General features: G+C 72.1%; 24 protein-coding genes. 11 read left to right on the top strand and 13 right to left on the bottom strand.

Annotated elements, in window-relative coordinates:
• Positions 1 to 39 precede the first annotated feature (39 nt).
• Complete coding sequence (locus HNQ79_RS09105) at positions 40 to 270, bottom strand: DUF4287 domain-containing protein (RefSeq protein ID WP_185028921.1); 231 nt, start codon at positions 268 to 270, stop codon at positions 40 to 42.
• Between the two features lie 100 nt (positions 271 to 370).
• Here HNQ79_RS09105 and HNQ79_RS09100 point away from each other — a divergent pair, with 100 nt between their 5' ends.
• Entirely contained in the window at positions 371 to 682 is a 312-nt protein-coding gene (locus HNQ79_RS09100) for a hypothetical protein (protein ID WP_185028919.1), read from the top strand.
• A gap of 18 nt (positions 683 to 700) precedes the next feature.
• Here the strand turns inward: HNQ79_RS09100 and HNQ79_RS09095 are convergent, their stop codons facing one another.
• From HNQ79_RS09095 to HNQ79_RS34445, 3 genes are all read right to left on the bottom strand, one after another.
• Complete coding sequence (locus HNQ79_RS09095; protein WP_185029541.1) at positions 701 to 1,594, bottom strand: hypothetical protein; 894 nt, start codon at positions 1,592 to 1,594, stop codon at positions 701 to 703.
• A gap of 494 nt (positions 1,595 to 2,088) precedes the next feature.
• Positions 2,089 to 3,309 (bottom strand): acetyl-CoA C-acetyltransferase, encoded by a 1,221-nt coding sequence (locus tag HNQ79_RS09090; protein ID WP_185028917.1) that lies wholly within the window; start codon positions 3,307 to 3,309, stop codon positions 2,089 to 2,091.
• 208 nt (positions 3,310 to 3,517) lie between these two features.
• Positions 3,518 to 4,510 (bottom strand): SGNH/GDSL hydrolase family protein, encoded by a 993-nt coding sequence (locus tag HNQ79_RS34445; protein ID WP_185029539.1) that lies wholly within the window; start codon positions 4,508 to 4,510, stop codon positions 3,518 to 3,520.
• Between the two features lie 201 nt (positions 4,511 to 4,711).
• Between HNQ79_RS34445 and HNQ79_RS09080 the strand changes: the two genes are divergently transcribed.
• Positions 4,712 to 6,109: a cystathionine beta-synthase gene (locus tag HNQ79_RS09080; RefSeq protein ID WP_185028914.1), complete on the top strand. Its 1,398-nt coding sequence runs from the start codon at positions 4,712 to 4,714 to the stop codon at positions 6,107 to 6,109.
• A gap of 452 nt (positions 6,110 to 6,561) precedes the next feature.
• Here the strand turns inward: HNQ79_RS09080 and HNQ79_RS09075 are convergent, their stop codons facing one another.
• The gene (locus HNQ79_RS09075; protein ID WP_185028912.1) at positions 6,562 to 7,008 is read right to left on the bottom strand and encodes a hypothetical protein; all 447 of its coding nucleotides are present in this window, start codon (positions 7,006 to 7,008) and stop codon (positions 6,562 to 6,564) included.
• A gap of 274 nt (positions 7,009 to 7,282) precedes the next feature.
• On the opposite strand from HNQ79_RS09075, the gene HNQ79_RS09070 reads away from it, so the two are divergent.
• A complete protein-coding gene (locus HNQ79_RS09070; RefSeq protein WP_185028910.1) occupies positions 7,283 to 8,125 on the top strand; it encodes a MurR/RpiR family transcriptional regulator in 843 nt (280 codons plus the stop codon).
• A 238-nt stretch (positions 8,126 to 8,363) separates the two neighbouring features.
• Here HNQ79_RS09070 and HNQ79_RS09065 read toward each other — a convergent pair whose 3' ends face one another.
• The 4 genes from HNQ79_RS09065 to HNQ79_RS09050 all read right to left on the bottom strand — a co-directional run bounded on the left by HNQ79_RS09065 (position 8,364) and on the right by HNQ79_RS09050 (position 10,538).
• The gene (locus tag HNQ79_RS09065) at positions 8,364 to 8,738 is read right to left on the bottom strand and encodes a hypothetical protein (RefSeq protein ID WP_185028908.1); all 375 of its coding nucleotides are present in this window, start codon (positions 8,736 to 8,738) and stop codon (positions 8,364 to 8,366) included.
• 57 nt (positions 8,739 to 8,795) lie between these two features.
• Entirely contained in the window at positions 8,796 to 9,251 is a 456-nt protein-coding gene (locus HNQ79_RS09060; protein ID WP_185028906.1) for a roadblock/LC7 domain-containing protein, read from the bottom strand.
• Between the two features lie 121 nt (positions 9,252 to 9,372).
• On the bottom strand, positions 9,373 to 10,152 hold the full coding sequence (locus HNQ79_RS09055; RefSeq protein WP_185028904.1) for a transcriptional regulator: 780 nt from the start codon (positions 10,150 to 10,152) through the stop codon (positions 9,373 to 9,375).
• The gene (locus HNQ79_RS09050) at positions 10,149 to 10,538 is read right to left on the bottom strand and encodes a roadblock/LC7 domain-containing protein (RefSeq protein ID WP_185028902.1); all 390 of its coding nucleotides are present in this window, start codon (positions 10,536 to 10,538) and stop codon (positions 10,149 to 10,151) included. The genes HNQ79_RS09055 and HNQ79_RS09050 overlap by 4 nt, the downstream gene beginning before the upstream one ends.
• 336 nt (positions 10,539 to 10,874) lie before the next feature.
• On the opposite strand from HNQ79_RS09050, the gene hutU reads away from it, so the two are divergent.
• The 3 genes from hutU to HNQ79_RS09035 all read left to right on the top strand — a co-directional run bounded on the left by hutU (position 10,875) and on the right by HNQ79_RS09035 (position 15,171).
• Positions 10,875 to 12,539 (top strand): urocanate hydratase, encoded by a 1,665-nt coding sequence (gene hutU, locus HNQ79_RS09045; RefSeq protein WP_185028900.1) that lies wholly within the window; start codon positions 10,875 to 10,877, stop codon positions 12,537 to 12,539.
• Between the two features lie 110 nt (positions 12,540 to 12,649).
• The gene (locus tag HNQ79_RS09040; protein ID WP_185029538.1) at positions 12,650 to 13,840 is read left to right on the top strand and encodes an allantoate amidohydrolase; all 1,191 of its coding nucleotides are present in this window, start codon (positions 12,650 to 12,652) and stop codon (positions 13,838 to 13,840) included.
• Positions 13,837 to 15,171 (top strand): formimidoylglutamate deiminase, encoded by a 1,335-nt coding sequence (locus HNQ79_RS09035; protein ID WP_185028898.1) that lies wholly within the window; start codon positions 13,837 to 13,839, stop codon positions 15,169 to 15,171. The genes HNQ79_RS09040 and HNQ79_RS09035 overlap by 4 nt, the downstream gene beginning before the upstream one ends.
• Positions 15,172 to 15,338: 167 nt before the next feature.
• Here the strand turns inward: HNQ79_RS09035 and HNQ79_RS09030 are convergent, their stop codons facing one another.
• The 3 genes from HNQ79_RS09030 to HNQ79_RS09020 form a co-directional block, all read right to left on the bottom strand.
• Positions 15,339 to 15,524: a hypothetical protein gene (locus tag HNQ79_RS09030; RefSeq protein WP_185029607.1), complete on the bottom strand. Its 186-nt coding sequence runs from the start codon at positions 15,522 to 15,524 to the stop codon at positions 15,339 to 15,341.
• Positions 15,521 to 16,204 (bottom strand): hypothetical protein, encoded by a 684-nt coding sequence (locus HNQ79_RS09025; protein ID WP_185028896.1) that lies wholly within the window; start codon positions 16,202 to 16,204, stop codon positions 15,521 to 15,523. The genes HNQ79_RS09030 and HNQ79_RS09025 overlap by 4 nt, the downstream gene beginning before the upstream one ends.
• A gap of 97 nt (positions 16,205 to 16,301) precedes the next feature.
• Entirely contained in the window at positions 16,302 to 17,027 is a 726-nt protein-coding gene (locus HNQ79_RS09020) for a GntR family transcriptional regulator (RefSeq protein ID WP_185028894.1), read from the bottom strand.
• Positions 17,028 to 17,131: 104 nt separating this feature from the next.
• Here HNQ79_RS09020 and HNQ79_RS09015 point away from each other — a divergent pair, with 104 nt between their 5' ends.
• From HNQ79_RS09015 to hutI, 3 genes are all read left to right on the top strand, one after another.
• Positions 17,132 to 17,950, top strand: a complete 819-nt coding sequence (locus HNQ79_RS09015) for a class I SAM-dependent methyltransferase (protein ID WP_185028892.1) — start codon at positions 17,132 to 17,134, stop codon at positions 17,948 to 17,950.
• Positions 17,951 to 18,215: 265 nt separating this feature from the next.
• On the top strand, positions 18,216 to 19,100 hold the full coding sequence (locus HNQ79_RS09010; protein WP_185028890.1) for a hypothetical protein: 885 nt from the start codon (positions 18,216 to 18,218) through the stop codon (positions 19,098 to 19,100).
• Entirely contained in the window at positions 19,097 to 20,284 is a 1,188-nt protein-coding gene (gene hutI / locus HNQ79_RS09005; RefSeq protein WP_185028888.1) for an imidazolonepropionase, read from the top strand. Before HNQ79_RS09010 ends, hutI begins: the two co-directional genes overlap by 4 nt.
• 125 nt (positions 20,285 to 20,409) lie before the next feature.
• Here the strand turns inward: hutI and HNQ79_RS09000 are convergent, their stop codons facing one another.
• On the bottom strand, positions 20,410 to 21,387 hold the full coding sequence (locus tag HNQ79_RS09000) for an RNA polymerase sigma factor SigF (RefSeq protein WP_185028886.1): 978 nt from the start codon (positions 21,385 to 21,387) through the stop codon (positions 20,410 to 20,412).
• Positions 21,388 to 21,726: 339 nt separating this feature from the next.
• Between HNQ79_RS09000 and HNQ79_RS08995 the strand changes: the two genes are divergently transcribed.
• Entirely contained in the window at positions 21,727 to 22,095 is a 369-nt protein-coding gene (locus HNQ79_RS08995; RefSeq protein WP_185028884.1) for an STAS domain-containing protein, read from the top strand.
• A gap of 182 nt (positions 22,096 to 22,277) precedes the next feature.
• The gene (locus HNQ79_RS08990; RefSeq protein WP_229923544.1) at positions 22,278 to 22,985 is read left to right on the top strand and encodes an ATP-binding protein; all 708 of its coding nucleotides are present in this window, start codon (positions 22,278 to 22,280) and stop codon (positions 22,983 to 22,985) included.
• Positions 22,986 to 23,276: the final 291 nt, after the last annotated feature.

Below are 23,276 nucleotides of genomic sequence, written 5' to 3'. Positions count from 1 at the left end.
GAGTAGGGGCGGGGGTCCTTGTCGGAGGGGTGTGCCCGTTTACCGGAACTTGCGGGCGGCTCGCCTGAGGTCGTACTCGTGGATGATCGCCTTGGCGTGACCGTGCGCGAGGTTGTGCTCGCTGCGGAGCCAGCTCACCTTTTCCTCGAAGCGGAAGAGGGAGGGGCCGTCGTCGACGGCGCGCAGCCAGTCGGACACTTCACGACCGGTGCACTGTGGGATGCGGGAGAGCAGATTGCGGTGGGTCTCTTCGGAGAAGACTTGGGACATCGGCGCCTCCGGAGGCGTTGCGCGTGCTGGTCCTTCACGCCACCGTGCCTGAGCGTTCGCCCGTTGGCAACAGGCCCGGGGAGGCGCGTAGGGTCGCGACGTGCTTGATACGACACCCCTGTTGACCGCCCTGGAGCGGCTCACCGACCGGCTGCGGGCCCTCCCCGAGAGCAGACTGCGGCGCGGCGCCGCCGCCGAAGCGCTGGCGCTGGCCAGGGAATTCGCGCTGCGGGCACAGCGGATCGAGTTCCCCGGGCGGCAGCCGGCCGAACTGCGGGACGCGGGGGTCTTCGCCGTCGCCGATCAACTGGCTGTCGCCGGGAGAGATTTGGCGCTGGTCATCGGAACGGCCCCGTCCGGTTCCCTGGACGAGGCCGTGGCGCTGGTGGAGGCGGTGGAGAAGAGGCTGTAGGGGCCCTGGGGCGTCCGGCTATTCCGGGGACGACGCGATGACGCGGTCCGCGAGGATGTAGACGCTCTCGTCGCCGCAGGAGAAGGTCAGTGCGTACGCGCCCGACAGGCTGGAGCCGCCCATCAGCACCGGGGGCTTCCCGTCGCGCAGCGCCTGGCCCAGCAGCTCCGCCGTCTCGCGGTGGCCGGGGGTCATGCCCAGCGTCGTGCCGTCGGTGAAGACGTACACGTCGAGGGTGCCCAGCGGGCCCGGACGGATGTCGGAGAGGATCACGCGCTCCGCGGCCAGTTCTTCCAGGCGGCGCATCGTCGAGTCGTGGTCGACGGAGCCGTTCGCCGGACGCGGGACGAAGTCGGGGTGCGAGGGGTGGCGGCGGCGGGCGGCGGCCAGTTCGGCGGAGTCCTCCAGCAGTTCGTCCTCGTCGTCCTCGGCTGCGTCCTCCGCGTCGACCCGTTCCTGGGCGCGCTCCAGCAGCTTGTGGAACTCGCCGTCCTCGAAGGCCGTCGCGAAGTCGGCCGCCAGGAAGTCGTTCGTCCCCGGCAGGTAGTACGAGAGGTCCTCGGTGCCGGTGAGGCCGCCGAGCAGCGACGGGGCGTCCGCGGCGTCACGGGCCTCCTGCGCGGCCCAGAACGCCCTCGCCTCGGCCAGCTCGCGCTCCCGCTCCTCGGCCAGCGCCTCGCTCACCGCGGCCCGTATCTCGGCGGCCGGGGTGAGCGGGGACTCGCTGGTACGGGTCTGGTGGGGGAGTGCGGCGAGCGCGTCCCGGTGCCGCAGCTCGGCGGCCCGGATGCGGTCGGCCGCACGTTCGGCGCGCAGGGCGGCAACCTCCTGGTGGAGTCCGCGAACGGTGTGCAGGACGGCGCCGCCCACGACTGCGGTGGCAGTGGTGGCGAGCAGCAGGGCAACAGACATGGCGCTCACTGACGTACTCCTGAATTCGTTGCGATCCCCCGGGCGCTCCGTGCGGGTGCGCCCTGACGGCATCGGTCCCCCGACCGATCCCCCGGACTTCCTACCTCAGCTTCCCGTGTGCCTCTGCTCGCCGTCAGTGCATAACGTCATGAAACGGACAGGTCTTTGGTCCTGGCCATTTGCTCCCGTACAGCTTTGACCTGCGGGAATCCGGTTCCCCGGGGAGACAGGTCACATCCTGGGGGAGATTGGGTCACGGCAGGGACGCGAGGCGGTTCACGGGGCGCGGGGGAGCGTGTGGTGCTCCGGTGCGCTCAGTCGATTGTGCGCTTCGCGGAAGCGGCGCGCGCGCTGATTGGGGGGATTCGTGAGCTGTTCCACACGGGGGCGCCCCCGGCTTGCGTGCCGGAGGCGCCCCGTGGTGGTGCGGTCGTACGGCTGTCGTGCCGCCGTGGTGCCGGCGTCGTCGGCCGTGCGGTGGTGGTGCGGCGTGATCAGCTGAGGCGCTCGATGACCATGGCCATGCCCTGGCCGCCGCCGACGCACATCGTCTCCAGGCCGAACTGCTTGTCGTGGAACTGCAGGCTGTTGATGAGCGTGCCGGTGATGCGGGCGCCGGTCATGCCGAAGGGGTGGCCGACCGCGATGGCGCCGCCGTTCACGTTGACCTTGTCCAGGTCGAGTCCCAGGTCCTGGTAGGACGGGATGACCTGGGCGGCGAACGCCTCGTTGATCTCCGCGAGGTCGATGTCGCCGACGGTCAGCCCGGCGCGCTTCAGCGCCTGCTTGCTGGCCTCGACCGGACCGTAGCCCATGATCTCGGGGGACAGCCCCGAGACGCCGGTGGAGACGATGCGGGCGAGCGGGGTCAGGCCCAGCTCGGCGGCCTTCGTGTCGGACATGATCACGAGGGCGGCGGCGCCGTCGTTGAGCGGGCAGCAGTTGGCCGCGGTGACCCGGCCGTCGGGGCGGAAGACGGGCTTCAGGCCCTGGACGCCCTCCAGGGTGACGCCGGCGCGCGGGCCGTCGTCCTTGCTGACGACCGTGCCGTCCGGGGTGGTGACCGGCGTGATCTCCCGCTCCCAGAAGCCGTTCTTGAGCGCTTCCTCGGCGAGGTTCTGCGAGCGGACGCCGAACTCGTCCATCTCCTGGCGCGAGACGCCCTTGAGGCGGGCCAGGTTCTCCGCGGTCTGCCCCATGGAGATGTACGCGTCGGGCACCAGGCCGTCCTCGCGGGGGTCGTGCCAGGTGGCGCCCTCCTGCTCGGCGACGGCCGCGGTACGGGCCTCGGCGTCGGCGAACAGCGGGTTGTGCGTGTCCGGGAGCGAGTCGGAGTTGCCCTTGGTGAAGCGGGAGACCATCTCGACGCCGGCCGAGAGGAAGACGTCGCCCTCGCCCGCCTTGATGGCGTGCAGTGCCATCCGCGAGGTCTGGAGGGAGGAGGAGCAGTAGCGGGTGACCGTACAGCCGGGGAGGTGGTCCATCCCCATCTGCACGGCGACGACGCGGCCCAGGTTGTTGCCCTGCTCGCCGCCGGGGAGGCCGCAGCCGAGCATCAGGTCGTCGATGTCGCGCGGGTCCAGCTCGGGAACCTTCGCGAGGGCGGCCTGGATGATGGTCGCGGTGAGGTCGTCGGCGCGGAGGTCCTTGAGCGAGCCCTTGAAGGCGCGGCCGATGGGGGAGCGGGCGGTCGAGACGATGACGGCTTCGGGCATCGGGGCTCCTGGGGATACGGGGGCGAGTGAACTGGGCGGGCTTGTTTCGAAGTTACCGGTCCGTACCGGGTGGGGTCACCGGGTGGGCGGTGTGATGCGGGCCGCAATTCTAAGCGGGCGCTCAGGTGGCGGCGGGGCTTGGGCGGAGGGTTGCGGGCGGGTGAGTGGGCGGGCGGGGGCGCGCCCCGCCCGCGACACGGGGCTTCGTTCAGTGTCCTGCCGACGACGGCTGGGCCGGGTCCGGGGCCGCCGGGATGCGGCGGCGCCTGCGGTGCTTGAGGAGGGCCCACGGGGCGCGGGCGCCCGTGACCTCCGTGCCCGCTTCCGCCGCGGCCTCCGCCGCGGCCCGCGCCACCGGCAGCATGCCCTCGTCGCGGGAGCCGTCCAGCCGGTCGGATTCCGGCCACAGTCCGAGCGCCGCACACAGGGTGGGGAGAACGGCCATGGCCGCCGTCGCGTACCCCTCGGCGGACGGGTGGTAGTTGTCCGGGCCGAACAGTTCCCTCGGATTGGCCTCGAACTCCGGGCCGAGGAGGTGGCCGAGGGAGACGGTGCGTCCGCCCTGTTCGACCACGCCGATCGTCTGCGCGGCGGCCAGCTGCCGCGAGACCCGGCGGGCCAGCCAGCGCAGCGGCTGGTAGACCGGCTCGATCGTGCCCAGGTCAGGGCAGGTCCCGACGACGACCTCCGCACCGGCGGTGCGCAGCCTGCGGACCGCCGTGGCCAGATGGCGTACCGACTGCGTGGGAGGCATCCGGTGCGTCACGTCGTTCGCGCCGATCATGATCACGCACACGTCCGGAGGGCTGAGCGGGTCCCGTACGAGCAGTGAGACCTGGCGGTCCAGGTCGTCGGACATCGCGCCGGGCAGGGCCACGTTGCGCAGCTCCACCGGACGCTCGGCGACCGCCGCGAGACCGGAGGCGAGCAGCGCGCCCGGCGTGTGCCCCGCGCGCCGTACGCCCTGGCCCGCCGCCGTGGAGTCGCCGAGCACGCCCAGGCGCAGCGCGGGGAGGTCCGTACGGCCCGCGAAGGCCGTCCCGTACAGCCCGTCGGCCGGTGGGGCGATCGGGGCGACCCCGCCGCCCACCGACCGTTTCGCCAGCTGCACCTCGGCGATCACCAGGCCGAGCGCGGCGGCCCCGACGAGCCCGATGCCGCCGCCGCCGTACGCCGCGCCCGCGGCGATCCGTCGTGCCACCCTCGCCCTCGACACAGTCGCAGCCACCTCCTCGAAGAACCTTGCGCGCTGGAACGTCCGTGCGGATGTCTGTCCGTACTCCTGCTAACTGCCCGTTACCGGGTGTCGCTCAATCACGCCGAACGGTGAATACCAGTGGTGGAAGGGCGGTCCGCACGGGCCTAGGCTGGGCCGCACCATCACGGAGACCCCGGAGAAGACGTGCGATTTCACGACTCGATGATCAGCCTCGTCGGCAACACCCCGCTGGTGAAGCTGAACAGAGTGACCGAAGGCATTCAGGCGACCGTTCTGGCGAAGGTCGAGTACTTCAACCCGGGCGGCTCCGTGAAGGACCGGATCGCCGTCCGCATGATCGAGGCCGCGGAGGAGAGCGGGGCGCTCAAGCCCGGCGGGACCATCGTCGAGCCGACGTCCGGCAACACCGGTGTCGGTCTGGCGATCGTGGCCCAGCAGAAGGGCTACAAGTGCATCTTCGTCTGCCCCGACAAGGTGTCCCTCGACAAGATCAACGTGCTGCGTGCGTACGGCGCGGAGGTCGTCGTCTGCCCCACGGCCGTCGACCCCGAGCACCCCGACTCGTACTACAACGTCTCCGACCGGCTGGTCCAGGAGACGCCGGGCGCCTGGAAGCCCGACCAGTACAGCAACCCCAACAACCCGCGCTCGCACTACGAGACGACCGGCCCCGAGCTCTGGGAGCAGACGGACGGGAGGATCACCCACTTCGTCGCGGGCGTCGGCACCGGCGGCACGATCTCCGGCACCGGCCGGTACCTCAAGGAGGTCAGCGGCGGGAAGGTCACCGTCGTCGGCGCCGACCCGGAGGGCTCGGTGTACTCGGGCGGCTCGGGGCGTCCGTACCTCGTCGAGGGCGTCGGTGAGGACTTCTGGCCGTCCGCGTACGACAAGAGCGTGACGGACGAGATCGTCGCGGTGTCCGACAAGGACTCGTTCCAGATGACGCGCCGGCTCGCCAAGGAGGAGGGGCTGCTCGTCGGCGGCTCCTGCGGCATGGCGGTCGTGGGCGCGCTGCGGGTGGCGGAGCGGCTCGGTCCCGACGACGTCGTGGTCGTTCTGCTGCCGGACAGCGGACGCGGCTACATGAGCAAGATCTTCAGCGACGAGTGGATGGCCTCGTACGGGTTCCTCGGCGAGGGCGACCACCCGGCCAGGGTCGGCGACGTGCTCCAGTTCAAGGAGGGCGGGTCCATGCCGCACCTCGTGCACATGCACCCGGAGGAGACCGTCGGCGAGGCCATCGAGGTGCTGCGCGAGTACGGCGTCTCGCAGATGCCGATCGTGAAGCCCGGCGCGGGCCACCCGGACGTGATGGCCGCCGAGGTCATCGGGTCGGTCGTGGAGCGGGAGCTGCTGGACGCGCTCTTCGCCCAACGTGCCTCGCTCGGCGACTCGTTGGACAGGCACATGTCGGCCCCGCTGCCGCAGGTCGGCTCCGGCGAGCCGGTGGAGGACCTGATGGCGGTACTCGGCGGCAAGGGCGGCGCGGACGCGGCGATCGTGCTGGTCGAAGGCAAGCCGACGGGCGTGGTGAGCAGGCAGGACCTGCTGGCGTACCTGGCGCGTCCGGAGCAGTGAGCGGGCGTCCGCCCTCCCGGCCGGGCCCGACGCGGCCGGGAGGACGGACGAGGCTCCGGTGCCGGCCCGGCCGGGAGCCGCGAAGAGGGCCGCACGGTTCCGGTTCCGCGATCCGCGGGGTTTCCGGCGGGGCGCGGTGCGGGGCGGCAGTTCGCGCAGGCGCGAGGCGCGGACTTCGTGCGAACGGTACGGGCAGGACACGCTCGCGCAGCACGCGCTTAACATGCCCCCGGCACAGTGATGGTCATCGGCGTCACGGACCACCGGAGCGGCTCCCGGACCTCCGCGGACGCCACGGACACGCAAGCGCCCGGTCCTGACCCCGGGCGGCCGTGTCCCCGCGGGGACCGCCGTCGTCCCGCCCCCGGGCAGCCGGGGTGCGGCGGTCCCCGCGTCAGCCTGCTCCGTGCGGTGCCCGCGGTGCGTACCGCCGGGGCGTCGACGGGCGGCGGTCAGCCCTCCCAGTCGGACACCCGCTCCCGGCCGCGACCGGGTGGCTGCCAGGGCCACCCGCCTGCCGCGTGCACCGTGTTGACGGCGAGGATGCCCGCCCACGCGACGAGCAGACCCGGCAGGCCGGCGTTCGCCACCCCGATCGCGGACAGCGGTATCGCCAGGATCAGCGAGATGATCGCGAACCCGAACCTCTCGCCGAACCCGCCGTCCCCCGACGAGGCCCTGGCGGGACGGGAGGCGTCCCGCGCGACGGCCATCTGCTGTTCGGCCAGTTGCCGGCGCACCCGGCGGTCGACCGTGGAGTCGAGCCGCTGCTCGACCTTCTCCAGGAACGATTCGACCAGCGCCGTCTCGTAGTCCGCCCCGAGCTCCCGGCGGGCGTCCACGGTGGCGTCCAGGTCCTTCTTGAGCTCGGGATCGCGGGCCCGGCTGGATGCTTCCATGCTTCGACGGTACGGAGCGCCGTTGACCCCGGCATTGGGGCTAACCCCCGTCTTCCCCCTGCGGCCCACCCCCGGGACGGTCTGTATATGGTCATGCAGGACTTCGGGTGGATGAATAGATCTGCGTGGTCCGGTCCGCCCGCAACCGGTCGCGGACCGGATCGTGACGTGCCGGGCCGTCGCACCGACCGGATCGTGGGATCGGCCGGACCGCGACACGGACCGGATGGTGGAATCGCCCGAGCGTGCAATCACCGAGACAGGAGACGACGGGATGAGCGACAGCAGCCCCGCCGCCAGGCTTCACCAGCTCTTCGAGGGGCGGCGGCTCACGCCCACCCAGCGGCGCATCGCGCACAGCATGGTGCGCGGGGCAGCCGACGTGCCGTTCCTCTCCAGCGTGGAGCTGGCGGAACTGGCGGGGGTCAGCCAGCCGTCGGTGACCCGGTTCGCGGTCGCGCTCGGCTTCGACGGGTATCCGGCACTGCGCAGGCACCTGCGGGAGGTCGCACCCGCGAGCGCCGCCGACGAGGAGGCCGTCTCGTACAACGAGTACCAGCAGGCGGTGCTGGGGGAGATCGAGAACCTGCGGCACCTCGCCGAACTGCTGGCCGACCCGGCCCCCGTCGAACGGGCGGGCCGGCTCCTCGCCGCGTCGGCGGTACTGCCCGTGCTCGGGCTGCGCGCCGCGTCCTCGCAGGCGCGCGGCTTCGCGTACTTCGCGGCGAAGGTGCACCCGGACGTGCGGCTGCTGGACGAGGGCGGTTCGATGCTCGCCGACCGCATCGACGCGGCCCGGCGGGCGGGTGCGGAGGTACTCCTGTGCTTCGCCCTGCCGCGTCACCCGAGGGAAGTGGTCGAGGCACTGGCCTACGCACGGGAGCAGGGGCTGACCGTGGTGACGGTCGCGGACTCCGCGTTCGCGCCGGTGGCCGGGCACAGCGACCTGCTGATCCCGGCGGCGGTCGGCACCGGACTCGCCTTCGACACGGCGTGCGCGCCGATGCTGCTGGGGCGGGTGCTGCTGGAGGCGATGTGCGACGGGCTGCCGCAGGCGCAGGCGCGGCTGGAGGAGTTCGACGCACGGGCGAGCGCGCGCGGCCTGTTCGTGGAGTGAACCGGGGGCGGCGGGCGGTACCTGCGGGACACCGGGGAGGCGCACGACCGGCGACCGCTGCGTGCGGGCCACCCCGGTGGCGGGGGCCGGGGGACGGCCCGGTGACGTCGGCGTACGGGCCACCCCGGTGGCGGTGGGGCTGCGGGGGTTGTCGGGGCCTCCGCAGCGTTCGGGGTGCTCAGGTGACGGGTGGGGCGTGGGGCGTGGGGCCCCGGGGCGCGCCCCACCCGCTGCCGCCTCAGACCTCCAGCTCGTTCTCGATCTTGCGGAGCTGGTGCCGTGCCATCGCCAGGTTCGCGCGGCCCTTGTCGAGCGCCACGTAGAGGAACAGGCCGTTGGTGCCACGCCCCCTGAGCAGCCGGATCATGTGGTACTGGGTGCCCAGGGTGATGAGGATGTCCTCGATGTCCTCGTTGAGGCCGAGGTGCTCCATCGTGCGGACCTTGGCGCGCACGACGTCGGTGTTGCCGGCGGCGGCGACCGTCAGGTCGAGTTCCTTGCTGCCGCCCGCGGTGCCCAGGGCCATGCCGCTGGTGTAGTCGACGAGGGCGACGCCGATGGTCCCCTCGATGCTGGTCATGATCTCTTTGAGGGCGGCTTCGGTGTTGGCCATGAGGTACGCACTTCCTTCGGTGTGGTGAACGGGTGTGTCAAAAAGGGCTGTGGTGGCTCAGGCGCCGGGTTCCGCGGGGCGGGTCGTGGGGGCGGTGGCGCCGGTCCCGGGCGGCGGGTGCGTCCGGTTCGTACGGTCGACGAGTTCGCCGATGCGGGCGCCGGTCCGGCGCGCCTCCAGGTGCAGCCGTCCCACGTTGACGCGGGGTTCGGCGAGCAGCGTGAGGACGGCCGAGCCGCCGGCGGCGTACGTAGCGACGTACCCTTCGGCGCCCCGCACGAGGAGTTCCCTGAAGTCGCCCTGACCAGTGGCGTCGGCGAGCCGCACGGAGACGCCGAGCGCGGCGGCGGTGAGGGCCGCGACGCCCTCCGGCTCGACACCGGGTGCGGTGTCCCCGGCCAGGACGAGGCCGTCGACGCTCGCGGCGACGGCTCCCGTCAGCGAAGGGAGGCGGGCCCGCAACCGCCGGAGCTCCGCCAGGACCTCCGGGTCGGGAGGTCTGGACTGCGGCATCGGCGGCCTCCTCTCCGTGCGCTTGTCGGCGGCCCGTACGGTCCGGGTGCGAAGGGCGCGTCTCACCGTGAATGCCTCTCCGTTCTCGCGGTCGTGCGGGGCCTCGCGGCCCCCGCGGTCGTCACAGGGCCTCCAGTGCGTTGCGGAGTCTGCGCAGCAGGGCGATGTCCGGGTCCTGCGACACGTCCGCCACCCAGCGCGGTACGGCGACGGGGGCCGGCCCGGTCTCCTCGCGGGGCGTCGTCACCGCGCCGGCCGCCGCCAGCCGCCGTACGTCGATCAGCGTGTGGAACGCGGGCCTGCCGAGCGCCCGCGCGATGTCGGGCGGGGTGCGCGTCCCGTCGGCCAGGTCGAGCACGTCCCGCTGGCGCCGGGTGACGGGCGCGGGAGCGTCCAGGTCCTCGCGTACGACGGGGGAGCTGTCGGTGTCCGGGTACGGCCACAGCGTGTCCAGCAGTTCTCGCCTGCGCAGGCATTCGCGGGCCACCAGGCGTGCGGAGACCGGCCGCACCGGGCCCAGCCAGTGCGCGACGCCGTGCCGGAACCGGGTCGGGCCGCTGCCCGGCGCGAGCGCGAAGTACGCCGCGTCGAACAGGGCTCCCAGGTGGGCGAGTTCGAGCTCGCCGTCCGCGAGACGCCCGCTGTCGACCAGGAAGCGGCCGACCCTGCCGTACGGCCCCGCCCGGTCGAACGCCTCCTGCCAGCCCTCGCGGGGCAGCCGGTCGGCGAGGAGCACGTCGAGGCCGGGGGCGGCGGGGCTCTCGGCGTGCACGACCTGCCCGTCCAGGAGGTAGAGCGTGCCGTGGTCGCGCAGCAGGGCGCCGGTGGCGCGTTCCTCGGCGAGCCGGGCGAGCATCGGGGAGAGGGAGGGCGAGGCGTCCCCCAGGGTCGCTGTGCTCATCCCAGTACCAGCCGTTCGGCGAGGTCGGCGAGGCGCAGCCGGGCGAGGGCGAGGTTGCCCTGGTCGCGGTCGAGCCAGAGGTGGAGGAAGACGCTGCTCTCGAACGAGGTCTCGACGTACCGCAGGAGGTGGTAGTCGGTGCGGGTGGTGATGATGACGTCCTCGACGGGCAGGCCCTTGTCCTGGCCGCCCCCGGGGGCGAACGTGCCGTGCTCCGCCGCCATCCGGGCCAGCTCGGCGGACTCGGCGGCCGCGGTCTCGCCGTCTCCGCCCGCCGCCTCGCCCGCGGTCCCCAGGGCGAGTCCGCTGGTCCAGTCGACGAGGGCCGCCCCGCGTGCTCCGGGCAACTGCATCGCTTCGACCAGGCACGCGTCGATTCCGGACACGCAGAACTCCCCTCCCCGGGTCCTCTCCGGGTTCGCTCGATGGGGTGAGATTACGCAACTGCCGTGCAGGAACGGTGAGTTCCGGCATATTCCAACGGAGGGGCAGGTTCCGCACTAGTGTGTCGGCCCCCGTGTGTCGCGTGCGTCCGCCGCAGGGGGTGCCGAGGCGGCCGTCACGCCCGGGGGCTCGCGCCGAGCGGGCGGCCCGCCGAGTCCCGGGGAGCGGCGCGAAGTTCCCGTGCCGGGCCTGGGACTCGTCGGCGCGGGTGTTGACTAGACCTATTCAGATGGCCAGGATGTGAATAACAACCTCATGCCCGCGATCAGGAGGCACCCATGTCAGGACCCCGACCCGTACGAGCCCCGCGCGGTACGGAGCTCAGCGCCCTGGGATGGCAGCAGGAAGCCGCCCTGCGCATGCTCCAGAACAACCTGGACCCCGAGGTCGCCGAGCACCCCGACAAACTCGTCGTCTACGGCGGCACCGGCAAGGCCGCCCGCGACTGGCGCTCCTTCGACGCCATGGTGCGCACCCTGAAGACCCTCAAGCAGGACGAGACGATGCTCGTCCAGTCCGGCCGCCCGGTCGGAGTGATGCAGACCCACGAGTGGGCCCCGCGCGTCCTGATCGCCAACTCCAACCTGGTCGGCGACTGGGCGAACTGGGAGGAGTTCCGGCGCCTGGAGCAGCTCGGCCTCACCATGTACGGGCAGATGACCGCCGGCTCGTGGATCTACATCGGCACCCAGGGCATCCTCCAGGGCACGTACGAGACCTTCGCCGCCGTCGCCGCCAAGCGCTTCGGCGGCACCCTCGCCGGGACCATCACCCTCACCGCCGGCCTCGGCGGCATGGGCGGCGCGCAACCGCTCGCCGTGACGATGAACGACGGCGTCGCGATCTGTGTCGACGTCGACCCGCGCGCCATCGAGCGCCGCATCGAGCACAAGTACCTGGACGTACGCGCCGACTCCGTGGAGCACGCCCTCCAGCTCGCCGTCGAGGCCCGTGACGCCCGCCGCCCGCTCTCCATCGGCCTCCTCGGCAACGCCGCCGAGATCCTCCCTCGCATGCTCGCCGAAGGTGCGCCCGTCGACATCGTGACGGACCAGACCTCCGCCCACGACCCGCTCGCCTACCTGCCCGTCGGCGTCGACTTCGACGACATGGCGGCCCTCGCCGCCGAGAAGCCGGCCGACTTCACCCAGCGGGCCCGCGAGTCGATGGCCAGGCACGTCGAGGCGATGGTCGGCTTCATGGACGCCGGCGCCGAGGTCTTCGACTACGGCAACTCGATCCGCGGCGAGGCCCGACTCGCGGGCTACTCACGCGCGTTCGACTTCCCCGGCTTCGTTCCGGCGTACATCCGCCCGCTGTTCTGCGAGGGCAGGGGCCCGTTCCGCTGGGCCGCGCTGTCCGGCGAGGCGTCCGACATCCACAAGACGGACCGCGAACTGCTCAAGCTCTTCCCGGAGAACGAATCGCTGCACCGCTGGATCAAGATGGCCGGCGAGCGCGTCCACTTCCAGGGCCTCCCGGCGCGCATCTGCTGGCTCGGCCAGGGGGAACGCGACAAGGCGGGCGAACTCTTCAACAACATGGTCGCCGACGGCACCCTCGCCGCGCCGCTCGCCATCGGCCGCGACCACCTCGACTGCGGCTCGGTGGCTTCCCCGTACCGCGAGACCGAAGCCATGCTCGACGGCTCCGACGCCATCGCCGACTGGCCGCTGCTGAACGCCATGGTGAACGTGGCCTCCGGCGCCTCGTGGGTGTCCATCCACCACGGCGGCGGCGTCGGCATGGGCCGCTCGATCCACGCCGGCCAGGTGTCCGTCGCCGACGGCACGGAGCTCGCGGGCGAGAAGATCCGCCGCGTCCTGACCAACGACCCCGGCATGGGCGTCATCCGGCACGTCGACGCGGGCTACGACATCGCCGAGAAGACCGCCGAAGCCCAGGGCGTACGCGTCCCGATGCGCGAGGACGGCGACGCGTGAGCACGGACGCACCCGGCACGGGAGGCACGGGAGGTACAGGCGGCGCGCGGGCAGTGGGACCCGCCGCCACATCCGCACCCGCAGCCACCGGCGGCGACAGTTTCCACACCATGTGGGCGGACCTGCTGCCCCTCGGCCGGGACAAGTCCTCGGGCGGCTACCGCCGTTACGCCTGGACCGCCGCCGACGCCGACTGCCGGGCCTGGTTCCGCGCGCAGGCGAAGGCGCGCGGGCTCACCTACGAACTCGACCGCAACGGCAACCAGTGGGCCTGGCAGGGCGACCCGCTCGCCGGGGACGCCGTCGTCATCGGCTCGCACCTGGACTCCGTGCCCGACGGCGGCGCCTTCGACGGCCCCCTCGGGGTCGTCTCGTCCTTCGCCGCGCTCGACGAACTCCGCCGCAGGGGAGCGGAGTTCACGAGGCCGGTCGCCGTCACCAACTTCGGTGACGAGGAGGGGGCCCGGTTCGGGCTGGCCTGCGTGGGGTCCCGGCTCGCCGCCGGACAGCTGACGCCCCAGAAGGCGTACGGGCTGCGCGACGGCGACGGCATCACCCTCCCGCAGGCGATGGAGGCGGCCGGTCACGACCCGTCCACCCTCGGCGCCGACCCCGAACGCCTCGCCCGCATCGGCGCGTTCGTCGAACTGCACGTCGAGCAGGGCCGCGCACTGGACATCACGGCGAACCCGGTGGGCCTCGCCTCCGCCATCTGGCCGCACGGCCGCTGGCGGTACGACTTCCACGGCGAGGCCAACCACGCGGGCACCACCCGTCTCGCCGACCGCCGCGACCCCATGGTGACGTACGCGGAGACCGTCCTCGCCGCCCGCGCGCAGGCCGAGTTCACCGGCGCCCTCGCCACCTTCGGCAAGGTCTCCGTCGAGCCGAACGGCGTCAACGCCATCCCCTCCCTCGTCAGGGGCTGGCTCGACTCCCGCGCCGCCGACCAGGACACCCTCGACGAGGTCGTCGCGGGCATCGAGGCCGCCGCACGGCAGGGCGCCGCCAGGGCCGGCATCGACCTCAGGATCGTCCGGGAGTCCTTCACCCCCGTCGTGGAGTTCGCCCACGCCCTGCGCGACGAACTCGCCCGCCTCCTGGGTCCCGGCATCCCCGTGCTCGGCACCGGCGCCGGACACGACGCCGGAATCCTCTCCGCCTCCGTACCGACCGCCATGCTGTTCGTACGCAACCCCACCGGCGTCTCGCACTCCCCGGCGGAGTACGCAGCCGAGGACGACTGCGTCGCCGGGGTGCTCGCACTCGCCGACGTCACGGAAGGTCTCGCCTGCGCATGACGACCTACTGGCTGGAACACGCCTGGCTCGGCACCCACGTGGAGCCGGGCGTGCTGGTCGACGTCTTCGACGACGGCCGCATCTCCTCCGTCCGTACCGGGGTCGCGGTGCCGCCACCGGCCGCGACCGCCCTGCGCGGCCTGACCCTCCCGGGCCTCGCCAACGCCCACTCGCACGCCTTCCACCGGGCGCTGCGCTCCACGGTCCAGGTGGGCTCCGGCACCTTCTGGACCTGGCGCGAGGTCATGTACGGCGTCGCCTCCCGCCTCACCCCCGACTCGTACCACGCCCTCGCGCGCGCCGTGTACGCGGAGATGGCACTGGCCGGCATCACGTCCGTGGGCGAGTTCCACTACGTCCACCACGCCCCGGGCGGCACCCCGTACGCCGACCCCAACGCGATGGGCGAGGCACTGGTCGCCGCCGCCTCGGACGCCGGAATCCGCCTCACCCTGCTGGACGCGGCGTATCTCTCCTCCGGCTTCGGCGAGCCCCCCACCGCCCACCAGCGCCGCTTCTCCGACGGCACGGCCCAGGCCTGGGCGGAACGCGTGTCCGGGCTGCGGGACTCTGCGAACGTACGGCACGGAGCCGCCATCCACTCGGTGCGCGCCGTGCCCGCCGCCGAGCTGGCCACGGTCGCCCAGTGGGCGCGGGACCGCGAGGCCCCCCTCCACGTCCACCTCTCCGAGCAGACCGCCGAGAACGACGCCTGCCTGGCCGCCCACGGCTGCACCCCGACCCGGCTCCTCGCCGACCACGGCGTGCTGGGCCCGCACACCACCGGCGTCCACAACACCCACCTCACGGACGCGGACATCAAGCTCCTCGGTTCGTCCTCCACCGGCACCTGCATGTGCCCCACCACCGAACGCGACCTCGCCGACGGCATCGGACCGGCCGTCCAGCTCCAGCGGGCCGGCTCGCCGCTCTCCCTCGGCAGCGACAGCCACGCCGTGATCGACCTCTTCGAAGAGGCCCGCGCGATGGAGCTGAACGAACGCCTGCGCTCCCGCACCCGGGGCCACTGGACGGCGGCGGCCCTCCTGCGCGCCGCCTCCGCCGACGGCCACGCGGCGCTGGGCTGGCCGGATGCGGGAGTGATCGAACCGGGCGCGCTCGCCGACCTCACGACCATCGCCCTGGACACCGTCCGCACGGCGGGGCCCGTCCCGATACTGGGCGCCGAAACGGCCGTCTTCGCCGCCACGGGCGCGGACGTCCGCCACACGATCGTCGGCGGACGCCAGGTGGTCCGGGACGGGGTCCACGCCGCGGTTCCGGACACGGCCGGGGCACTGGCGGCCTCGATCGGGGCGCTGCACGGCTGATCTGGCGGGCGGGTCGCGGCTGCGAGGACTCGACATCTCAGTCCCATCCCTGGCCGCGGCCGCGTCGGCGAACCGGACTTCACACTCCCCGCGCGGAGCGGGCGGTGCGGCGCGATCGCCTCGTCCCGCGGTCACCCGACCTCCTGCGGTCACCCGACCTCCTGCGGTCACCCGACCTCCCGCGGGTCGGGAACCTGCCCGTGGTCCGCGCCGTGATCCGTGGTCAGTGCCGCCAGCAGCTCGGGGTCGGAGCGGACCTCGGCCGTGTGCTGCCAGGCAGTGAGGAGCTGTTCGTCATCACCCGACGAGGGACGTGCACGGACCGACGTGCCCGGACGACTCGGGCGGATCACGACCGGCCGGGTACGCGGCGGGGCGTGCCGTCGCTGTCGGCCGGGTGGTCGGCGAGGGCCATGAGCCGGTGCGCCGCGACGCATCCGGGACAGGCGTGGACGTCGCCCCCGCCGCCGGACCCGCCGTGGATGAGCCCGACCTTCACCGGCCGCCCGGTCTCCTCCTTGCACCAGCCGCACTGCTCGCGGGGCACAGCGGCGGCTCCCTCGACCTCGCGTCGGCCCAGTTCGATCAGTTCCCGCACGATGCGGGCGGTGGCGAGAACCGACGGTTCGTGTGCGCACGGGGGGACCACCCAGTGCGCGCCCGGCGGCCCGAGCCGGGAGGGGTGCGGGACGCCGAGGTGGGCGCCGCGCCCCAGGCAGGCGCCGAACGCGCAGGCCCACGTCTCGGTGCTCTGCGGCGGTACGAGTGCGTAGTACATGCCGTTGCCGGGGTCGAGGACCATCGGCCCGTCGACGGTCCCGTGGGCGCGCAGCGCGGCGCGGACCAGCACTTCCGGGATGCGGACGGCGTCGAAACGGCGGCCGAGGGGGAGGAGGGCGACGCCGCGCTCTCCCCACTCCGTGTATGCCTGGGCGGGATCGTCGGCGGCGGCGGCGAGCCAGGCCGCGCTGGGTTCTGCGGTTCTCGCTCCGGCCGGGAAAGCCGTCCGGTCCACTGCGTCGTGTGCCTCCACGATCCTCAACTCCCTTGTGTGCGATAGGGGTAGGCCTCATGTGCCACGCTCCGCATGCCCGAGACTGGACCGGTGGACCGGTCCAGTCAAGAGAGGTTCAGGAATCCAACCCCATCGAGTAGTGCTCCTCTCGCTGCCAGAGGTCGGCGGGAGTGACGCCCTCCTCGCAGACGAGGGCTCGGCCCTTTGCATCGCGTGCGGTGTGGATCACCACAGCGGCGGCGGCAGGGGTCTCGACGCCCAGGAGTTCCGCCTCGTCGGCCGAGACCAGCCGCGCGGTCGTCACGTCGGTGCCCTGCTCCGGGGTGCGACCCGTCTGGCGTGCCACATAGCGGGTGGTGCCTTCCGCCAATGGCCCCTCCTCCTTCAGGCGTGGTGCCGCGTCCGCCACGTCCGACGGGAACCACGCCGTGACCAGGGTGAACGCGCCACCGTCCGGAAACATCACAAGTCGCCTGCGGCGCAACGCGACTTCGGCGTCCGCCAGGCCGAGCGCATCGGCGACCGGGCCGGGCGGAACCTGCCAGTCGGGCTTGCCCAGCCGCCGGAAGGGCAGGCCGCCCGCGATCCGGGAAGAGGACTTGCGGTTGCCCGCAGGGCGGGCGACTGGGGTTTCCGCAACCGTGAAACCCGAACCCGCGCGGGCCACCACGAGCCCGTCGTTGCGCAGCACGTCCATCGCCTTGACGACGGTCGCACGTGACACCGACCACTGGTCGGCGAGATCCCGCCCGGACGGCAGAAGTGCCCCCGGCTCGAACTCCCCGTCCGCGATCCGTGCCCGCAGAGCTTCCGCGATCTGCTCGTACTTCAGGGTTGCCATCTTTGCTCCCTCGCTCCTGCTCGCTGGAACCCCCGGACCGGTCCACCGGTCAATTTATGGCCAAACCCTCTCGCGACCGTTGGCCGGGGCGGCAGAATGCGGCCATGACCAATCCGGCAGTGGCTCCCGGCATTCTCGACTTCTACGCCAAGACCATCGACGAGAGCACCCGGCTGTCCGGCTCCGCCGACGGCAGGCTGGAGATGGTCCGGACGCAGGAACTGCTCCGGCGACACCTGCCCGCCGCCCCCGCCGGCGTCCTCGACGTCGGCGGAGGCCCCGGCGTGCACGCTGCCTGGCTGGTGGCCGACGGGTATGCCGTACACCTCGTCGACCCGGTGCGCCGTCATGTCGAACAGGCCCAGGAATGCGGCTGCACGGTGGAGTTGGGCGACGCCCGGAACTTGAGCGCCGGGGACGAGTCGTACGACGTCGTCCTCGTCATGGGCCCGCTGTACCACCTCGTTGACGCCGCCGACCGGCACCGCGCACTCACCGAGGCGTACCGCGTCGTACGCCCCGGCGGCCTGGTCGCGGCGGCGGGCATCAACCAGTACGCCTCCCTCTTCGAGCACACCGCGTACGCCCACCTCGACCGGGAGCCGATCCGTGCGAACATCGAGAAGATTCTCGCTACCCACGTGCACGACGGAAAGCGCGGCTTCACCGAGGCGTACTTCCACAGCCCGCAGCTCTTGGAGCAGGAGATGCGCGAGGCCGGGCTGCACACTGTCACCGTGTACGGCGTCGAAGGCCCTGCCTGGTCCCTGCTCAAGGCCACCGAACAGTACGCGGGCGAGTCCGTCGCCGACTCGTCGCTCTTCGCCTCGGCCCTCACCGCCGCCCGCCTCGCCGAGCCGTACCCCGAACTGCTCGCCGCGTCCTCGCATCTGTTGGCCTTCGGGACGAAGACCCGCGCTTGAGCTCCGAGCCCCGACCCCCAAGACCTCTTTACTAGGAATGGACGGTGGGACTCCTCCCCGCCACCCACCCCTTCGCGTGCGCGCGGCGTGTGCGCGCAAGGCGCCAACTCGCTGCCGCGCGGCGTCAGATGACTTTTCGTGATCGTGTCGCGACCACGCGTGGCGAGCGTGTACCGTGCGTCACAACAGAACGACCCCCATGCGGTGTTACCAGCACCACACAGGGGTCTGACCACCAGATCATGACTTCCAAGGAGTCGATCCCATGGCTGTTGCGCAGCTTAGTCGTGCCCTCCACGCTCCCGCCCACCCGATGGCCAATCCCGGGTACGGGAAGAAGTCCGCGCCCGACCAACTCCCGTTCGACGGCGGCACCTTCGCACACCTGCCCAGGCGTGAGGCGGCCGTCGCCCGGTACATCGACCTCCTCCCCGACGGGTCCGACATCAGCATCAAGACCCTCGCCCGGGAGATGGAGGGGTACGGGCAGGCGGCCGTCGCTTCCGCCCTGCGATACCTCTCGACCGCCGGGCACCTGCGTCGGTTCGGGGAGGAGGTCCACGTCGAGAGGGAGGGATACCGGCGGGTCACCCGCACCCACTTCTCCCGGACCGCCCGCCCCGAGCACTGGTGGCGTGCCTTCCTCTCCGAGGACGTTCCCGAGAGTGGCAAGGAGCAGCCGGAGCAGCCCGAGGAGCCCGCGCGGCGCGGGTACCGGGCGCTGGCCCGGATCGCCCGCACCGAGCCGCAACTGCCCCTCTCCGCCGCGTCCTGCGAAGCCCTCGCTCCACTCGCGGGGGAGTGGTTCGAGCGGGGGATGAGCGAGTCGCAGTTCGTGTGGACGCTGACGTTCGCGCTGCCCCGGCCCGTACGCCACCCCTTCGGCTTCGTGCAGCAGCGGTTGATCAACGAGATGCCGCCCGAACTGCCGGGGCCCGTCCAGGGGTTGGTGTGCATGGAGTGCAGCGGGTGCGGGGTGCCGGGGGTGCCCGACGCGCTGCCCGGCGGGCTGTGCGGGCCGTGCCGCAGCGTGCCGTACGAGCCTCCGCACGACGGTCTGCCGACCGAGGTCGTACGCGGCAGGGCGGCCCGCATCCGGCACGACCTGCGTGAGCGGGGGGACGGGCCCGCTGCGAGGATGCGGGGATGAGTGCCACGACGAACACCACCACCCTCATCAGCAACCTCGGCAGCCTCGTCACCAACGACCCCTCCCGGGGGTCCGGCGGCCCCCTCGGCCTCGTCGAGGACGCCGCCGTCGTCATCGAGGGCGACCGCATCGCCTGGGTGGGCACCGCCGCCGACGCCCCGGCCGCCGACACCGTCCACGACGCACAGGGCCGTGCCGCGATCCCCGGCTTCGTCGACTCCCACTCCCACCTCGTCTTCGGCGGCGACCGCACGCAGGAGTTCAACGCCCGCATGTCCGGCCGGCCCTACGAGGCGGGCGGCATCCGCACCACCGTCGCCGCCACCCGCGCGGCGACCGACGAGGAACTCGCCGCCAACCTCGCCAAGTACCTCCGCGAGGCGCTGCGCCAGGGCACCACGACCTTCGAGACCAAGTCCGGCTACGGACTGACCGTCGAGGACGAGGCCCGCGCGCTGCGCCTCGCGAGTGCCCAGACGTCGGAGGTCACCTACCTCGGCGCGCACATCGTGTCGCCGGAGTACGCGGACGACCCGGCCGGGTACGTCGACCTCGTGACCGGCGAGATGCTGGACGCCTGCGCCCCGTACGCCCGCTGGATCGACGTCTTCTGCGAGAAGGGGGCCTTCGACGGGGACCAGGCGCGGGCGATCCTGACGGCCGGGAAGGCGAAGGGCCTGCTGCCGCGCATCCACGCCAATCAGCTCTCGTACGGGCCGGGCGTCCAGCTCGCGGTGGAGCTCGACGCCGCCAGCGCCGACCACTGCACGCACCTCACCGACGCGGACGTGGACGCGCTCGCGCACGGGAACACCGTCGCGACACTGCTGCCGGGGGCCGAGTTCTCCACCCGTGCCCAGTGGCCCGACGCGCGGCGGCTGCTCGACGCCGGGGCCACCGTGGCGCTGTCGACCGACTGCAACCCGGGGTCCTCGTTCACGTCCTCGATGCCGTTCTGCATCGCGCTCGCGGTTCGCGACATGGGGATGACCCCCGACGAGGCCCTCTGGTCCGCGACGGCGGGCGGTGCGCGGGCACTGCGGCGCCAGGACGTGGGGCGGATCGCGGTCGGGGCACGGGCCGACCTCGCGCTGCTGGACGCGCCCAGCCATGTGCACCTGGCCTACCGGCCGGGCGTTCCGCTGGTCGCGGAAGTCTGGCGCGACGGGGTGCGTGCGGTGTGATCCGCTGGGTAGGCGGCCCTCGTACAACGCAGTGAAGGACTGCCCCGGATACGGCCTGGGGCAGCCCTTCACGTACGTGACTCCACACGGAGGTGACGAGAATTACTCCTCGCTCACCCTTCCCGTCACTCCTCGACGGTCAGCCCCTTGCGGAGCTTGACCAGCGTGCGCGAGAGCAGGCGCGAGACGTGCATCTGCGAGATGCCGAGTTCGTCGCCGATCTCCGACTGCGTCATGTTCGCGACGAAGCGCAGCGAGAGGATCTGCCGGTCGCGGGTCGGGAGGGAAGCGATCAGGGGCTTGAGGGACTCGATGTACTCGATGCCCTCGATGCCGTTGTCCTCGTAGCCGATCCGGTCGGCCAGCGCGCCCTCGGAGTCGTCCTCCTCGGGCTGGGCGTCCAGCGAACTCGCCGTGTAGGCGTTGCTCGCGGCCATGCCCTCGACGACTTCTTCCTTGCTGATACCGAGGCGCTCGGCGAGTTCCGCGACGGTCGGGGAGCGGTCCAGCTGCTGGGCCAGCTCGTCGCCGGCCTTCGCCAGGTCCAGGCGGAGCTCCTGGAGGCGGCGCGGGACGCGCACCGACCACGACGTGTCGCGGAAGAAGCGCTTGACCTCGCCGATGATCGTCGGCATCGCGAAGGTGGGGAACTCCACACCGCGGCTGAGCTCGAAGCGGTCGATGGCCTTGATCAGACCGATCGTGCCGACCTGGATGATGTCTTCCATCGGTTCGCTGCGGGTGCGGAACCGGGAGGCCGCGAACTTCACCAGGGCGAGGTTGAGCTCGACCAGGGTGTTGCGGACGTAGGCGTGCTCGTGGGTTCCCTCTTCGAGGGATTCGAGACGCTCGAAGAGCGTCTTCGACAGAGCCCTGGCGTCCACCGGTCCCACCTGGTGGTATGGCGGGATCTCGGGGAGGTCGGCGAGGCTCTCGGGGCGCTCGGCCGACTCCGTCGGTACGACGGTCTCGGTCAGCAGGGCGGACGCCGCGCCTGCGGTTCCGGTTTCGCTGTCGGAATGCTCGGGCAGAAGTGTCGACGACGCGTCCCGCCGATGAGGGGTATGCGTTTCGTCGAGCCGGGGTGACATGGTCTCCTCCATCGTTCTCGGCATATGGCTGCCGATGCCGATACGTGTTCCTGCGGTGAAGCGGCGCCTCCAAAGCCGGTGGTGGGCGGGCGGTGGTCGGATCTGTCTTCTCTAGCCCTACCCGCTCGAAGTGCGGACTCGCAAGTACCTTATGTCCGAATAAGACCAGTTCAGGGGGTTGTTCGGCTACCCGTGCGTGTGAAGAAGGCGTAGTCTTCTGCTGCTGTCGAGAGCATTACGCGCTGCCTTGATCCGCCCTTAGGGTGCAGACAGGCGGTGCCCGGTCCGACCGGGGACAGCCAACGAGCAGGACGAGTACGCAGAAGAACACGACGGCGAAATGGGACGGGCATGGACCGCGGGACGGTCGGCAGCGCGAACCGGGGCCGGCTTCAGGTCGAAGTGCGGACCGAAGGCCGGAACGAGATCGTGACTCCGGCAGGTGAGCTGGATCACCACACGGCCGAGCTGTTGAGGGAACCCCTCGAGCAGGCACTCGACGACGGGCGTACGCGCCTGGTGGTCGACTGTTCCCTGCTCGAATTCTGTGACTCCACCGGGCTGAACGTACTGCTCGGGGCGCGCCTGAAGGCGGAGGCCGCAGGTGGCGAGGTACACCTCACGGGCATGCAGCCGGTGGTGGCCAGGGTCTTTGAGATCACCGGGGCGGAGGCGGTCTTCACCGTCCACGACTCGCTCGAATCCGCACTGCGCGACTGACCTCCCGCACCCTCCCGCGCTCGCCCGTGTGGCGGACGTGGCGTGGTCCGTTCCGAATAGTGGGTGTTCTCACGGTTCGGTCGGGCAGGAGGACCTTCAGACCCTGTAAAAGTTCCCACCCGACGTCCTGCCCGTAACCCCACGCCAACGACGACTTGGTGAATCGGTGAGGTGAAGCGCTGATGAGCACCACCCGGCAGCATCCGCCGGGCGACCTCGGCCCCGAGCCGGACGGCATCGCCTCCGTCTCCGAGGCGTCCGCGGCCGCGCCCGCGCCCGTCTCCGGCACGGCCGTGCCGGAGGGTTCCGCATCCCTCTCGGACACGTCCCTGGCGGACGTCTCCCTGGGCGGCGGTCCCACGGCCCGGATGGAAGCCGGTGATCCCGGGGCGCAGGGCACCGGCGCGGCGGCGGCCGGTTTCGGCGCCGCCGCCGAGCCCACCGCCCGCGTCGCCCGCGAGTCCGTCGAGCAGGTGCGCTCCCTCCCGCTGAACGGCGCGAGCGGCATCGTCCCGCTCGCCCGCGACTTCACGCGGCAGGCGCTGTACGACTGGGGCTGGCTGCCCGCCTCCACCGCCGACCGCAAGGCCGCCGCCGAGGACGTCCTGCTGGTCGTCTCCGAGCTGGTCACCAACGCGTGCCTGCACGCCGAGGGCCCCGACAGCCTGCGCGTCTCCAGCGACGGCAAGGTGCTGCGCCTCGAAGTCACCGACCGCAGCGCCGGCGAGCCCTCGCCGCGCAGCCCGCACCAGGCGGGCCGCCCCGGCGGACACGGCATGTTCATCGTCCAGCGTCTCTGCCTGGACTGGGGCGTCGTCCGCGCACCGGAGAGCGACGGTCCGAGCAACGGAAAGACGGTCTGGGCGGAACTTGCCGCTCCGGCCCCGTGATCCGGCCCCGGAACCCGGGGACACCGCCCGTACAGGGGCGCACGCAGCCAGTGGGAGAGCACGTCGATACGGCGTGCTCTTTGTCTTCCCCTCAACAGGGCCCCGGCGTACCTTGAGCGCCGATCTGATGCGCCGTCAGTAACCGGGCCGCTCCGTCCGGCCCCGTTGCCCGGCGGTGCTCCGGCGCACGAGGGGAGCACAAGGTGACGTACCAGTCGAGCTCGGCAGGGGTGCCATGAAGCCGAGCGCAGTCGCCTCCGGCGGCACGTCGCAGGGCGGCCCCGCCGGCAG

The organism is Streptomyces candidus, assembly GCF_014207445.1.
In the GTDB taxonomy this organism is placed as follows: domain Bacteria; phylum Actinomycetota; class Actinomycetes; order Streptomycetales; family Streptomycetaceae; genus Streptomyces; species Streptomyces candidus.
The sequence above is the reverse complement of the archived record's forward strand: the minus strand, read 5'-3'. Positions and strand labels throughout refer to the sequence as shown.